General features: G+C 62.0%; 10 protein-coding genes. 9 read left to right on the forward strand and 1 reads right to left on the reverse strand.

Annotation, left to right across the window (positions count from 1 at the left end; all coding sequences use genetic code 11):
- Window positions 1–9: 9 nt before the first annotated feature.
- From treZ to AB4Z35_RS23660, 9 genes are all read left to right on the forward strand, one after another.
- A complete protein-coding gene (treZ, locus tag AB4Z35_RS23620; protein ID WP_442099723.1) occupies window positions 10–1,809 on the forward strand; it encodes a malto-oligosyltrehalose trehalohydrolase in 1,800 nt (599 codons plus the stop codon).
- On the forward strand, window positions 1,802–3,880 hold the full coding sequence (gene malQ, locus AB4Z35_RS23625) for a 4-alpha-glucanotransferase (RefSeq protein WP_442099724.1): 2,079 nt from the start codon (window positions 1,802–1,804) through the stop codon (window positions 3,878–3,880). Before treZ ends, malQ begins: the two co-directional genes overlap by 8 nt.
- The gene (locus AB4Z35_RS23630) at window positions 3,877–6,672 is read left to right on the forward strand and encodes a malto-oligosyltrehalose synthase (RefSeq protein WP_442099725.1); all 2,796 of its coding nucleotides are present in this window, start codon (window positions 3,877–3,879) and stop codon (window positions 6,670–6,672) included. The genes malQ and AB4Z35_RS23630 overlap by 4 nt, the downstream gene beginning before the upstream one ends.
- A gap of 21 nt (window positions 6,673–6,693) precedes the next feature.
- Window positions 6,694–7,029, forward strand: a complete 336-nt coding sequence (locus AB4Z35_RS23635; protein ID WP_442099726.1) for a DUF2934 domain-containing protein — start codon at window positions 6,694–6,696, stop codon at window positions 7,027–7,029.
- A gap of 78 nt (window positions 7,030–7,107) precedes the next feature.
- On the forward strand, window positions 7,108–9,270 hold the full coding sequence (gene glgX / locus AB4Z35_RS23640; protein ID WP_442099751.1) for a glycogen debranching protein GlgX: 2,163 nt from the start codon (window positions 7,108–7,110) through the stop codon (window positions 9,268–9,270).
- A 216-nt stretch (window positions 9,271–9,486) separates the two neighbouring features.
- On the forward strand, window positions 9,487–10,245 hold the full coding sequence (locus AB4Z35_RS23645; protein ID WP_442099728.1) for a PIG-L deacetylase family protein: 759 nt from the start codon (window positions 9,487–9,489) through the stop codon (window positions 10,243–10,245).
- Window positions 10,246–10,401: 156 nt separating this feature from the next.
- Window positions 10,402–11,202, forward strand: a complete 801-nt coding sequence (locus AB4Z35_RS23650; RefSeq protein ID WP_007999256.1) for an endonuclease/exonuclease/phosphatase family protein — start codon at window positions 10,402–10,404, stop codon at window positions 11,200–11,202.
- A 54-nt stretch (window positions 11,203–11,256) separates the two neighbouring features.
- A complete protein-coding gene (locus tag AB4Z35_RS23655; RefSeq protein ID WP_442099730.1) occupies window positions 11,257–11,487 on the forward strand; it encodes an autotransporter outer membrane beta-barrel domain-containing protein in 231 nt (76 codons plus the stop codon).
- Between the two features lie 299 nt (window positions 11,488–11,786).
- Window positions 11,787–12,854 (forward strand): autotransporter domain-containing protein, encoded by a 1,068-nt coding sequence (locus tag AB4Z35_RS23660; protein ID WP_442099731.1) that lies wholly within the window; start codon window positions 11,787–11,789, stop codon window positions 12,852–12,854.
- Window positions 12,855–12,970: 116 nt separating this feature from the next.
- On the opposite strand, the gene glgB is transcribed toward AB4Z35_RS23660, so the two are convergent.
- Window positions 12,971–15,202, reverse strand: coding sequence for a 1,4-alpha-glucan branching protein GlgB (gene glgB / locus AB4Z35_RS23665; protein WP_442099733.1), 2,232 nt, complete (start codon window positions 15,200–15,202; stop codon window positions 12,971–12,973).

Below are 15,202 nucleotides of genomic sequence, written 5' to 3' on the forward strand. Positions count from 1 at the left end.
GCTTTCAAGATGCCGTTACGGACCCTTGAGACCTGGCCCCACGGCGCAATCATGCTGGATGCCGAGCACACGCGATTCGCGTTGTGGGCGCCAGATGCGTTCTACGTCAGTGTCGAACTGGAAAATGGACAGTCCTTGCCGTTGCTGCCCCAGGCCGACGGCTGGTTCGTGAGCAACACCCGCTGCCCGGCAGGCACGCGTTACCGCTACAGCATCGACGGTGAGCTGGAGGTGCCTGACCCTGCCTCCCGCGCTCAGGCCGGCGATATCGACCGGCACAGTGTGGTGGTCGATCCGTTGGCCTATGYGTGGCAACACAGTGCATGGCCGGGACGCCCGTGGAACGAGGCGGTGATCTACGAGCTGCACGTCGGTGCGCTCGGCGGCTTCAGTGCCGTCGAGACGCATCTGGCGCGGCTGGTCGAACTGGGCGTCACCGCGATCGAACTGATGCCCATCGCGCAGTTTCCCGGTGAGCGTAATTGGGGTTATGACGGCGTCCTGCCCTACGCACCCCAGGCTTCATACGGCTCACCCGAGCAACTCAAGCACTTGATCGACACCGCCCACGGCCACGGCCTGGCGGTGATTCTCGACGTGGTCTACAACCACTTCGGCCCGGACGGTAATTACCTGCATCGTTATGCCAAGGGTTTCTTCCGCGAAGACCAACACACTCCGTGGGGTGCGGCCATCGATTTCCGCTGCCGCGAAGTGCGGGACTTCTTCATCGAAAACGCCTTGATGTGGCTGCTGGAATACCGCTTCGACGGTTTGCGCCTGGATGCGGTACACGCCATCGAAGACCCGGATTTCCTTCAGGAACTGGCGCGACGGGTGCGCGAGCAGACGGGACCGGCACGGCATGTCTGGCTGATGGTGGAGAACGAACACAATCAGGCCAGCCTGCTCGAACAGGGTTACGACGGGCAATGGAATGACGACGGCCACAACGCCTTGCATGTCTTGCTGACCGGCGAAACCGATGCCTATTACGCCGACTTCGCGCAAAAGCCCACCGAACAACTGGCGCGCTGCCTGAACCAGGGTTTCGCGTTCCAGGGCCATCTCAACCGCCATGGTGTGGTGCGGGGTGAACCCAGCGGGCATTTGCCGCCCGGCGCATTCATTTTGTTTTTGCAAAATCATGATCAGATCGGCAATCGCGCCTTCGGCGAGCGCCTGCATCAACTCGCCCACCCGCAAGCGCTGCGGGCCGCCACGGTGTTGCTGCTGTTGTCGCCGATGATTCCGCTGCTGTTCATGGGCGACGAGTTTGCCGTCGAACAACCCTTCCTGTTCTTCACCAGCCATCATGGTGAACTGGCGAAGCGGGTACGCGACGGCCGGCGCAACGAGTTCGCTGCGCTTAGCGCGTTTGCGGACCCTGACCTGCGCGAGCACATTCCGGACCCGAATGATCCGCAGACGTTTGCAGCGTCCCGCCCTGTCCTGCCATCGACCGGCCATTGCGAGATGCACGACCTGTATTGCCGACTGTTGCAGATCCGTCACCGGCTGATCATCCCGCGCCTGCCCGGCGCCCAGGCACTGGGCAGCGACGTGCTGGGCGAAGGCGCGGTCAGCGCAGCCTGGCGTTTGGGCGATGGCAGCCAACTGCGCATTGACCTGAACCTCAACGACAGGCCTGTAGTCCACACCTCACAGACCGGTGCCACGCGGTTGTTCGAATACCCGCCACAAAGCGCCGACCTGCTGGACCAAGGCACCCTTGCCCCGTATTGCGCGCTCGTCAGCCTCGCCGCCGCAGCCCCCTTGCTACCTCGTATGGAGAGCGACCATGAGTGATGCGCAACTGGAAATTCTGGCCAGCCGTGCCGGCCTCGCGGTCGACTGGATCGACGCCAACGGCCGCCCGCAAAAAGTCGCGCCTTCGGTGTTGCGCAACGTGCTGACCGGCCTTGGCCACCCGGCCGGCAGTGCCCAGGAAATCGACGCCAGCCTGCTGGAATTGCAGACGGCGCAACAGACCAGTCACTTGCCGCCATTGATGACCGCCGATATCGGGGTGGGCCTGGACCTGGCGCGTTATTTCGAGCCTGGAACCCCTTGCGAAATCCACCTCGAAGACGGTTCGCGACTCAACCTGAAACTGGACGCCAACGCGGTATTGCCGGGATTGGTACCGGTCGGCTATCAACAAGTCAGCATCGACGGACAAACCTTCACCCTGGCCGTGGCCCCGTCCCGTTGCTACAGCGTGGCCGATGCCGTGGACAATCCGATCCCGCGTGCCTGGGGCCTGAGCGTGCAGCTGTATGGATTGCGCCGCCCCGGCGATGGCGGGTTTGGTGACACCCAGGCACTGGAAGACCTCGCCCGGGTGGCCGGTGAGCGTGGCGCCGAGGCGTTGGCGATCAGCCCGTTGCATGCGATGTTTTCCAGTGACACCCAACGCTACAGCCCGTATTCGCCGTCCAGCCGTTTGTTTCTCAACAGCCTTTACTGCGCTCCCGGCACCATTCTCGGCGAACGCGCACTGCGTACCGCCATTGATGCAACCGGACTGGCAAAAGAACTCAAGGACCTGGAAGAGCGTCCGTTGATCGACTGGCCGGCCGCCGCCGAAGCCAAGCATCGGGTGTTGCAGTCGCTGTACGAAGGCTTCGTCCTCGGCGAACACCCGTTGCACGAAGACTTCAGCAGCTTTCGTCACGCCGCTGGCGAAGCCCTGGAAAACCACTGCCGCTTCGAGGCGATCCAGGAGGCTCGCGCCGCCCGCGGTGAACACCTCGACTGGCGGCAATGGCCCGAACCCTGGCGTAACCCGCGCAGCGCCGAACTGGCGGCGTTTGCCGAAGAAAATGCCGGGCGCATCGGCTTCTTCGCTTTCTGTCAGTGGCTGATCACTCGCTGCCTGGAGCGCGCGCAGACCGCCGCCCGCGCCAGCGGCATGAGTATCGGCCTGATCGCCGACCTGGCCGTCGGCGCCGATGGCGGCGGCAGCCAGGCCTGGAGCCGTCAGGACGAACTGCTTGCCTCCCTCACCGTCGGTGCGCCGCCGGACATTCTCAACCGCAGCGGCCAGGGCTGGGGGATTTCCGCGTTCTCCCCTGAAGGCCTGGTGCGTAATGGTTTCCGGGCCTTCATCGAAATGTTGCGGGCCAATTTCGCCCATTCCGGTGGCTTGCGCATCGACCACGTCATGGGCTTGCAGCGTTTGTGGGTGATCCCCAACGGCTCGCCGCCCGCCGACGGTGCTTATCTGTATTACCCGGTGGACGATTTGCTGCGTCTGCTGACCCTGGAATCCCATCGCCATCAAGCCATCGTCCTCGGCGAAGACCTCGGCACCGTGCCGGACGGCCTGCGGGAAAAACTCATCGCCCGTTCGATGCTTGGCATGCGGGTATTGCTGTTCGAACAGGACAACACGCACTTCAAACCCATCCTCGACTGGCCGGACAACGCCCTGGCGACCACCAGCACCCATGACCTGCCCACCCTCAACGGCTGGTGGCATGGCCGCGATATCGACTGGAACGCCCGGCTCGGCATGGTCGATGCCAGCGCTGAAATCGAATGGCGCCAGCACCGTGAACGTGAGCGCGAAGGCCTGCGCCGGGCGTTGAGCCAGGACCCGCAAAACTTTCGCGAAGAGTCCCACGAAACCGACCAAGTGCTCGATGCCAGCGTGCGCTTTCTCGGTCATACCCGGTCGCCGTTGGTGCTGTTGCCACTGGAAGATGCCCTTGGCGTGGAACAACAGGCCAATCTGCCCGGCACGATCGATACACACCCCAACTGGTCGCGGCGCTTGCCCGGATATAGCGAAGCCCTGCTCGATGGACCGGATGCGGCGCGGCGCCTGGAACTGCTCGCCTGCGCGCGGCTACAGGCGGCCGAGCGTGATCGATGACTCAAGTGCTGACCCGCCCGCTGCGCGCCACTTTGCGGCTGCAATTTCATAAAGGCTTCACGCTGGAAGATGCGGTGCCACTGGTGCCGTATTTCGCCCGCCTCGGCATCAGCCATGTCTATGCCTCCCCGCTGTTGCGCGCCCGCGCCGGGTCCACGCATGGCTATGACGTGGTGGACCCGACCAGGGTCAACCCGGAACTGGGTGGTGAGGCGGCGCTGCGCAGCCTGGTCAGTGCCTTGCACGGGCAGAACATGGGCTTGATCCTCGATATCGTCTCCAATCACATGGCGGTCGGCGGCAGTGATAATCCCTGGTGGCTGGATTTGTTGGAGTGGGGGCGCCTGAGCCCCTACGGCGAGTTTTTCGATATCCAGTGGCACTCCCCCGATCCGTTGATGGAAGGTCAGTTGCTCCTGCCGTTTCTGGGCAGCGACTACGGCGTCGCGTTGCAGGACGGCACCCTGCCCTTGCGATTCGATGCCTGGCACGGCACGTTCCATGTCGAGCACTACGAACACCGCTTTCCGATTTGCCCCAGCGATTACGGCGAATTGCTCAGGGTCGATGCACCGCTTGATGCGCAACAGGCCGAACAACTCAAGACCCTGGCCGATCGCTTCAGCACCCTGAGCTACCAGACCGACGCCCGCAGCCTGGCCATGCCGCTCAAAGCAGAGCTTCGCGATCTGGTCAGCGATCCGCTCATTGCTCAAGCCATCGAGCAACACTTGAAAAACTACGACTCACTCACCGGCGAAGGCTTCCAGCGCCTGCACAACCTGCTGGAACGCCAGAGTTATCGCCTCGCCAGCTGGCGCACGGCCGCCGATGACATCAACTGGCGGCGCTTCTTTGATATCAATGAACTCGGCGGACTGCGCGTCGAACGTCCCGCCGTGTTCGAAGCCACCCACGCGAAGATCTTCCAGCTGGTGGCTGAAGGGCTGATCGACGGGTTGCGCATCGACCACATCGACGGCCTCGCCGACCCGCGAGGCTACTGCCGAAAACTGCGCCGCCGGGTGGACAGTCTGTCGGCGGGCCGCCACTTGCCGATTTATGTCGAAAAGATCCTCGGCGAAGGCGAAACCCTGCATCGCGACTGGTCGGTGGACGGCACCACCGGCTACGAATTCATGAACCAATTGTCACTGCTGCAAACCGACCCACAGGGTGCACAGGTGCTGACCGAACGCTGGAAGCGCCACAGCGAGCGGTCCGCCGACTTCTCCCAGGAAGCACAACTGGCCCGTCAGCAAATCCTCAACGGTTCCCTCGCCGGGGATTTCGAAAGCGTCGCCCAGGCCTTGCTGCAAGTGGCCCGGGACAACCTCATGACCCGCGACCTGACCCTCGGTGCCATCCGCCGGGCCTTGCAGGCGCTGATCGTGCATTTTCCGGTGTACCGCACCTACATCGGCCCCCTTGGTCGCTCGGCCCGGGACGAGGTGTTTTTCCAGCAGGCCATGGACGGCGCCCGTCAAACCCTGGGCGAAGCGGACTGGCCGGTGCTCGACTGCCTGGCCGGCTGGCTTGGCGGTGAGCCCTGGCGGCAGCGCCCGGCCGGTCGCCCGCGCAAACGCCTCAAGCACGCCTGCGTACGTTTCCAGCAACTGACCTCGCCGGCCGCAGCGAAAGCGGTGGAAGACACCGCGCTCTATCGTTCGGCAGTCCTGCTCTCGCGCAATGACGTTGGCTTCAACACCGAACAGTTCGGCGCAGCGGTCGCCGACTTTCATCAGGCCTGCATCGAGCGCCTTGAGACCTTCCCGGACAATCTGCTGGCCAGCGCCACCCACGACCACAAGCGCGGCGAAGATTCACGGGCGCGGCTGGCGGTCTTGAGCGAACGCAGCAGGTGGTATGCCGACCAGATCGGCCTGTGGCGCGCCCTCGCCCGGCCATTGCGCGATGACGATCAAGTGCCGTCGGCGGGCGATGAGTTGATTCTGTACCAGACGATCCTCGGCAGCTGGCCGCTGGAGTTGGGTATCGATGATCCGCCGGCGCTCGAGGACTACGCAAAACGCCTCTGGCAGTGGCAACGCAAAGCCCTGCGTGAAGCCAAGCTGCAAAGCAGCTGGAGCGCACCCAATGACACTTACGAGCAAGCGAGCGAGGACTTCATCCGGCGCCTGTTGCTCAGCCCCGAAGGTGAGCTGTTGCGTGCCGCCCTCGCCAAGTCTGCCCGGTCGATCGCCGTCCCCGGTGCGCTCAACGGTTTGGCGCAAACCTTGCTGCGCATGACCGTGCCCGGCGTGCCGGATCTTTATCAAGGCAACGATTTCTGGGACTTCAGCCTGGTCGATCCGGACAACCGTCGACCGGTGGATTACACCCGCCGCCAGCAGGCGATGCAGCAAACGGTTGATCCACCTGACCTGCTGGCGAACTGGCGTGACGGGCGCATCAAACAAGCCTTGATTGCGCGCACCTTGAACCTGCGTGCCGAGCATGCCGAGCTGTTTCGGCGTGGCACTTACCAGGCCCTGGAAGTGGTGGGCAGCGAGGCCCATCGAGTGCTGGGTTTTGTCCGTGAACGGGAGGGAAAACGCGCCATCGTGATTGTGCCGATACGTTGTGCCGAACTGCTGGAAAACAGTGCCGAACCGCAGGTCCACGCGCCGCTGTGGGGCGATACCCGGGTCAAACTGCCGTTCACCGTCCCTGACGAACATCTGCAGGGACTTTTTTCCGGCATCACAGTCACAAAACACAGAGAGCTGCTGATCAGCGCCGCGCTGGGGGATTTCCCGGTCAATCTCATTATTCAAACTACCTACACTTGAGTTCAGTTCAGGAGCATTGCGATGAGTACCGACGATAAACGCATCCGCGAATTCGCCTATCAGATCTGGGAGTCCGAAGGAAAACCCGAAGGTCAGGAAGCCCGTCACTGGGAGATGGCGTGCAAACTGGCAGAAGCCGAAGCCCTGGCTCCGAGCAAACCACGCAAGACCGCCGCCAGCAAAGCGGCGCCGAAGAAAACCGGCGACGCAAAACTTGGCCCGGACAAGACACTCAATGGCAAGACCGCCGCACCGAAGACCAAGGCCAAACCGGCGGCGGCTTCAAAAGTGATCCCGCCGGGAGAAAAGGCCGTCGAGAAAAAGCCCCGGGCGGCGCGAAAACCGCCGGCGGTCTGAGGCGTTCGCGCTGCCAACAACATACCTGTGGGAGCGGGCTTGCTCGCGAAGGCGTCGTCTCAGGCGAATCAATTGCGACTGTCACTACGCCTTCGCGAGCCCGCGCCAGCCCCTCGTGCCGAAACCACACGAATCCGCGAAGGCCTGCCCTTTCCGCTGGGCGCCACCTGGGATGGACTGGGAGTCAACTTCGCCCTGTTTTCCGCCCACGCCACCAAGGTTGAACTGTGCCTGTTCGACGACACCGGCGAGGTGGAACTCGAACGCATCGAACTGCCCGAATACACCGACGAGATCTATCACGGCTACCTGCCCGACGCCCATCCGGGGCTGATCTACGGCTATCGCGTGTACGGTCCGTACGACCCGGCCAACGGCCATCGTTTCAACCCCAACAAACTGCTGATCGACCCCTACGCCAAACAACTGGTCGGCAAGCTGAAATGGTCCGAAGCGCTGTTCGGCTACACCATCGGCCACCCCGACGCCGACCTCAGCTTCGATGAGCGGGACAGCGCGCCCTTCGTGCCCAAATGCAAGGTCATCGACCCGGCGCACACCTGGGGCCACGATCATCGTGTCAGCGTGCCGTGGGACAAGACCATCATTTATGAAACCCATGTGCGCGGCTTCAGCATGCGTCACCCTGCCGTCCCCGAAAACGTGCGCGGCACGTTTGCCGGGTTGATGGTCGATGATGTGGTGGAACACATCCGCAAGCTCGGCGTGTCGACCGTGGAGCTGCTGCCGATCCACGCGTTCGTCAACGACCAGCATTTGCTGCACAAGGGCATGACCAATTACTGGGGCTACAACAGCATTGCCTTCTTCGCCCCCGACCCGCGTTACCTGGCCAGTGGCAAGATTGCCGAATTCAAGGAGATGGTCGCGCACCTGCACGAAGCCAATCTGGAGGTGATCCTCGACGTGGTCTACAACCACACCGCCGAGGGCAACGAACAAGGCCCGACCCTGTCCATGCGCGGCATCGACAATGCGTCCTACTACCGCCTCAAGCCCGATGACAAGCGCTTCTATATCAACGATTCCGGCACTGGCAACACCCTGGACCTGAGCCACCCGTGCGTACTGCAAATGGTCACCGATTCCCTGCGCTACTGGGCCTCGGAAATGCACGTGGACGGCTTCCGCTTCGACCTGGCGACCATCCTCGGGCGCTATCACGACGGTTTCGACGAACGCCACAGTTTCCTCGTGGCCTGCCGCCAGGACCCGGTACTGCGCCAGGTCAAACTGATTGCCGAACCCTGGGACTGCGGTCCCGGCGGTTACCAGGTCGGCCGCTTTCCGCCGGGGTGGGTCGAATGGAACGACAAATTCCGCGACACCGTGCGTGGGTTCTGGAAAGGCGATGACGGGCAACTGGCGGACTTTGCCAGCCGCCTGACCGCTTCGGGCGAGATGTTCAACCAACGGGGTCGACGGCCCTATTCATCGGTCAATTTCGTCACCGCCCACGACGGTTTCACCCTCAACGACCTGGTGTCGTACAACGACAAACACAACGAAGCCAACGACGAAGACAATCAGGACGGCAGCAACAACAACCTGTCGTGGAACCACGGCGTCGAAGGCCCCACCGACGATCCCGAAATCAACGCGCTGCGGCATCGGCAGATGCGCAATTTCTTCGCCACCCTGTTGCTGGCCCAGGGCACGCCGATGCTGGTGGCCGGCGACGAATTCGCCCGCACCCAGGACGGCAACAACAATGCGTACTGCCAGGACAGCGAGATCGGCTGGGTCAACTGGGACCTCAGCGAAGACGGCAAGGCCCTGCTCAAGTTCGTCAAACGCCTGATCAAGTTGCGCCTGACGTACCCGGTCCTGCGACGCGGGCGATTTCTGGTGGGTAATTACAACGAGGACATCGGCGTCAAGGACGTGACCTGGCTGGCACCGGACGGCACGGAAATGACCACCAAGCATTGGCACGATGCACACAATCGTTGCCTGGGCATGCTGCTCGATGGCCGCGCCCAGGAAACCGGTATTCGCCGCAAAGGCGCTGATGCGACGTTGATGCTGGTGGTCAATGCCCATCACGACATCGTCAATTTCCGGCTGCCGGAAGTGCCTGACGGCGGTTTCTGGACGTGCATGATCGACACTAACCAGCCGTCGATCCGCGGCCAGGAACGCTTTGAGTTTGGCCACGAGTATTCGGTCACCGGCCGCTCGTTGCTGCTGTTCGAGTTGCAGCATGAGGAAGAAGAGTAACGGCGAGGTTCAGGAATTCACGACGCCACTGCCGTAGAGCGGAAAAATCACATTGGTTAAGTTCGCGATGCGACGAATAGCGCGACATGAGCAATACTCGATGCGCGACCATCCAGGGTTGGACTTGTCGCACATTGCTATCAACGAGCCTTCACGGGTCTGCCGGGCCTGGATCGCCCACGACTGAAGGCGAAGCAGAACAAGGACGTACTACCGATGAAATTCGTTTCCGTCAGCGAAGCCAGCCTGCCATCACAAATCTGGAACAGCGCCCCGCAACTGGACAGCATTCCGGTTATCAGCACCCAAACCCTGGTACCCACYGGTGCACGCGCGGTGCTCATTGCCCCGCACCCAGGCGATGAAGTCGTGATCTGCGGCGGTCTCCTGCAATTGCTCAGCAACCTGGGCCACCCGCTGCAATTGATCTCGATCACCGACGGTAGCGCCAGCCATCCGGGCTCTTTGCAGTGGTCGGAAAAACGCCTCAGCGTATTTCGCCCCCAGGAAAGCGTGGAAGCCATCCGCCGACTCGGGTTGCCGATGCACAGCCTGAAGTGGATTCGTGGCGGGTTTACCGATAACGCGCTGGTGGAGCACGAAGAACAGATCGCCCAATTCATCACACGCTACCTGCGCCCCGGTGATGTGGTGTTCAGCACCTGGCGCGAGGACGGCAACGTCGACCACGACACCGTTGGCCGCGCCAGCTCCAGGGCGGCAGCCAGCGCCGGGGCAACCTACAACGATGTACCGCTCTGGGCCTGGCACTGGCCGGCACGGGACCGGGAGCTGATTCCCTGGCATCGTGCCCGCAAGGTGCGCCTCGATACATGGACCGTCGCCCGCAAGAGCCACGCCACCCACGCCTACGCCAGCCAACTCGACGGCGAACCGGCCATCGGCATCGCACCGTTGCTGCCCCGGGCGCTGCTGGAACGCATCCGTTTGCCTTATGAAATCGTCTTCGTCTAAGCCCACTGCGCTTTTCTGTAGGAGCGAGCTTTCTCGCGAAAAGTCTGAGAGCGCCGCAGAGTGTCGAATTTGGCGTGTTGGCGTTAAAGGCAAACTGAACTGCCCGTCCATGCGTCAGTCGCATGCATAGGCAGCCCCCGAATCAGAGGAGTGAAAGTGGCCAGTAATTCCAAGCGGCAAACAACTGAATCGGTGCCGTTGAGTACTCCCACGGACATCCACCGACTGCGCGTGCTGACGGTCAACACCCACAAGGGGTTTACCGCACTCAACCGGCGTTTCATCCTCCCTGAATTGCGTGAAGCGGTGCGCAGTACGTCGGCAGACCTGGTGTTTCTGCAAGAAGTCGTCGGCGAGCACGACCGCCACTCTTCCCGCTACAACGATTGGCCACAAACTTCGCAATATGAGTTCCTTGCCGACAGCATGTGGAGCGACTTCGCCTATGGACGCAATGCCGTCTATCCCGACGGTCATCATGGCAATGCCCTGCTGTCGAAATACCCCATCCGCGAGTACCGAAACCTGGACGTTTCCATTACCGGCCCGGAACGTCGCGGCTTGCTGCACTGCGTGCTGGACGTGCCGGGGCATAGCGAAGTTCATGCCATCTGCGTGCACCTCAGCCTGCTGGAAAGTCACCGTCAACTGCAATTGCAATTGCTCTGCCAGCTCCTTGAGTCCCTGCCTGAGCAGGCGCCGGTGATCATTGCCGGCGACTTCAACGACTGGCAGATGCAGGGCAACGCCGCCCTGGCCCGCCGCGATGACTTGCACGAAGCCTTCGAACGCCACCATGGCCGCCCGGCCAAAACCTACCCCGCGCGGTTTCCCTTGCTGCGTCTGGACCGCGTCTACCTGCGCAACGCCAGCAGCCACGAGCCGCAAATACTCGGGAACAAGCCGTGGACGCACCTTTCTGATCATTTGCCGTTGGCGGTGGAAGTGCATCTCTGAATCACGGCCATTCAGTGCGAACTGCCCTGCAGTGGCCGGTAGCTGGAGACTCACTTGCGGGCCAACATCTGGCACACCTTCACCGGTACCGATACGGTCACCTTTGACCATGTCGATCAGATCGAAACCCGACAACGAACCTCGTCCGCCGACCTCGGTATCGGCATGGTGCTGAGCGTTGCGGCCTCGGTCAGCGTGTACGCCGGACTCGACTACGCCAGCAATATCGACAGCAACCAACAACGGGGAACGTTCGGTAGCATGGGAGTTCGGGTGAAGTGGTGAGGGTTGAAAACCGCTCTGAACCGAGGTTTTTTTGACGATTTTTCGAACAAACAAGAACTTAGAGATACGTCATAAATCAGTCACTTAAACCATTACCACTGATCGGCGATTCTCTTGACTCGACCGTTTCGGTCTTCTTGACTTCACGTTACTACCCCCGGAACTACCACCAGGACCAGCCGCAGGCTCCCGTAAAAACGGGCAGCCCGTGACACGTCCTAATCCATTCGGTCGCCCCTCATTCGGGGTAGGAGAGACGCCAGAGCGAGATTACGCATGCGACTACAAGGCAGACCTCCATGAAAATTTCACTCACCCCACAAGAGATCAAAATCACTTTTTGCACGGTGTCGAGTTCACTCCTGCTGTGTTCCTCCCTGGAATTGCAAGCCGCCACTGACGAGCAAGAAACAACCCCATGGTATCGCCAGGACATCCCGACGCTCAGTTTGCCTACCCTTGCAACAACCTATCCCGGTCAATTCAGCACCCATCCCGATCTACGCAGTTCCAGCCTGACCACCGAAGACGCCGCGCCCACGGCCTGGGACCAACTCTACGGCCAGCCCTCTCGCCAGGCACAAACCGATTACCTATCCCCGGCGCTGACCGTCCCCGGCACCAACCAACTCAAAGGCCCGGCGATCCTCACCCTGCAAAGCGCCAGTGGCCATACGCACCGGGTTGGCCTGGTCGGTGGCACGAGCCAGTTCCAGCTCAATCACAACGGCGCGCAAGTCACCCCGGCATTGTCCGAGCCCAACAGCGACACGCTCAACCTCCAGGGGCAAAGCCTCGGCGCCTATTGGAGCCTGACCGGGTCGCAAGGCTGGCACGTCGACCTGACCGCCAGCGGTGGCCGGGTCAGCGGCTTCAGCCGCAACGAGCAAGGGACCCGAAGAGCCACCGAGGGCCGCGCGATGACGCTGTCGGTGGAAGGTGGCTTCCCCATCGGCCTGGGCGAAAACTGGGTAATTGAGCCCCAGGCACAGTTGATCAATCAGCGCATCACCCTCGACACCCCGTATGCCGGGTCAGGCAATGCCTCGTCCACTGACCTGACCTCGTGGAGCGGCCGGGTCGGCGCGCACTTGAAAGGCAGTTACGCCATCAACGGCCTGCCCGTCGAACCCTACGTGCGGACAAACTTGTGGCACACGGTGTACAGCGGCAACACCATAACCCTCGATCAGGTCGACAAGATCAGTAGTAGCCGCAGTTCCTCAACCGTCGAACTGGGTCTGGGCCTGGTCGCCAGGGTCACCCCGACCGTGAGCCTGTACGTCAGCGCCGATTACAGCAGCGACGTTGACGACAACGATCTGAACGGGTTGATTGGCAGCCTGGGTGTGCGGATGCGCTGGTGAGGGAATACTTAAAAGATCTTTTGGCGAGACTGGCCCCTTCGCGAGCAAGCCCGCTCCCACATTCATCCAATGTGGGAGCGGGCTTGCTCGCGAATAGCAGCGGCGCCGACTCTGGATCAGCCCTCCGGCCGCAACATCAACACCGCCAACGGCGGCAAATTCAGCATCAACGACAACGCCTGCCCATGGCTCGGCGTTTCCTCGGCAACCACCCCGCCACTGTTGCCGTAGTTGGAACCGGCATAGATAGACGAGTCGCTGTTGAGCACCTCGCTCCACTGCCCGGCAAACGGAACCCCGACGCGATAAGCCTCGCGCGGCACCGGCGTGAAGTTGGCCACCACCAGCACGGGCTTGCCGTCCTTGCTCCAGCGCAGCCACGCATAGACGCTATTGATCGCATCATCGCCGATCAACCACTGGAAACCCTGCGGCACGTCGTCCTGCTCGTGCAGCGCCGGCTCTTCGCGGTACAGGCGGTTGAGGTCGCCCACCAGTTTTTGCACGCCTTTGTGTTCGGGGTACTGCAACAGGTACCAGTCCAGTTGCTGGTCGTGGTTCCACTCGCGCCAYTGGSCGAAYTCGCMGCCCATGAACARYAGYTTCTTGCCSGGATGCGCCCACATGAAACTCAGGTAGGCCCGCAGGTTGGCGAATTTCTGCCAGCGGTCGCCGGGCATTTTGTCGATCAGCGAATGTTTGCCGTGCACCACTTCGTCGTGGGAGATCGGCAGGATGAAGCGTTCGGACCAGGCATACACCAGGCCGAAGCTCAGTTCGTTGTGGTGATGGGCGCGGTAGACCGGGTCTTGCTGGATGTAATGCAGCGAATCGTGCATCCAGCCCATGTTCCATTTGTAGGCAAAGCCCAGGCCGCCCTGTTGCGTGCCCTGGCTGACGCCCGGCCATGCGGTGGACTCTTCGGCGATCACCAGAGCGCCCGGCGCTTCCAGTGCCACGACGTCGTTGAGGTGGCGCAGGAAGTCGATAGCCTCCAGGTTCTCCCGCCCGCCATGGCGGTTCGGTACCCATTCGCCGGCCTTGCGCGAGTAGTCGCGGTACAGCATCGACGCCACCGCATCGACGCGCAGGCCGTCGACGTGGAAATGCTTGAGCCAGTGCAGTGCCGACGCCAGCATGTAGCCGTGCACTTCGGTGCGGCCGAGGTTGTAGATCAGCGTGTCCCAATCCTGGTGGAAACCTTCCTGCGGATTGCCGTACTCGTACAGCGCCGTGCCGTCGAACTGGGCCAGGCCGTGGGTATCGGTGGGGAAATGCGCCGGCACCCAATCGAGAATCACCCCGATTTCAGCCTGGTGGCAGGCGTTGACGAACGCGGCGAACTCGTCCGGGGTGCCATAACGCGCACTCGGGGCGAATTGCGACAGCAACTGATAACCCCACGAACCGCCGAAGGSGTGCTCCATGATCGGCATCAGTTCGATGTGGGTGAAACCGAGGTCTTTCACATAGGGAATCAGTCGCTCGGCCAATTCGGGCCAGGTGTATTGCCGGGCCACTTCACCAAGATCATCCAGTTCGCATTGCCATGAGCCGGCGTGCAACTCGTAGATCGACAGCGCGGTGGTCGGGCGCTGGCGTTCGCCACGGGACAGCATCCAGTCGTGGTCCTGCCAGTCGACCTTCAGCGGCGAAGCGACTTTCGACGCGGTGTCCGGTGGCAGGCTGGTGGCCAGCGCCACGGGATCAGCCTTCAACGGCAGGATGCCGTGGGCGCCGAGAATCTCGTATTTGTAGGCATCCCCCGCTTGCAGGCGCGGAATGAACAACTCCCAGACTCCGGTGGGATGACGCAGGCGCATTGGATGCCGGCGCCCGTCCCAGACGTTGAAATCACCGACCACCGACACCCGCCGGGCATTCGGCGCCCACACGGCGAAACGCACACCGTCGACACCGTCCACGGTCTTGAGTTGCGCGCCCAGGCAGGCACTGAGGTCGCGGTGATTGCCTTCGGCAAACAGGTACAAGTCCATTTCGCCCAGCAACGGGCCGAAGCTGTAGGGGTCTTCGGCCGTTTGCTCGCCGCCGGCCCAACGGGTGCGCAACAGATACGCTTGCGCATGGTCGAAATGCCCGACAAACAACCCCGGTGTCGCTGTGGCTTGAAGATGACCGAGCTCTTCGCCGGACGCTCTGGCCAGTACCTGCACACTCAGGGCGCCCGGCAGATAAGCGCGAATGAACTGCCCGCCAGCGCCATCGGCGTGAGGGCCGAGAATCGCAAACGGATCGATATGCTCGGCACGCACCAATGCATCGATATCCCGCGCGTTGGGCAGCAGCGCTTCTTTGTGATGACCCTGTTCCTTGTTCGAGACACTCAT

Origin of the sequence: Pseudomonas sp. KB_15, from assembly GCF_052114525.1 — a bacterium.
In the GTDB taxonomy this organism is placed as follows: Bacteria; Pseudomonadota; Gammaproteobacteria; order Pseudomonadales; family Pseudomonadaceae; genus Aquipseudomonas.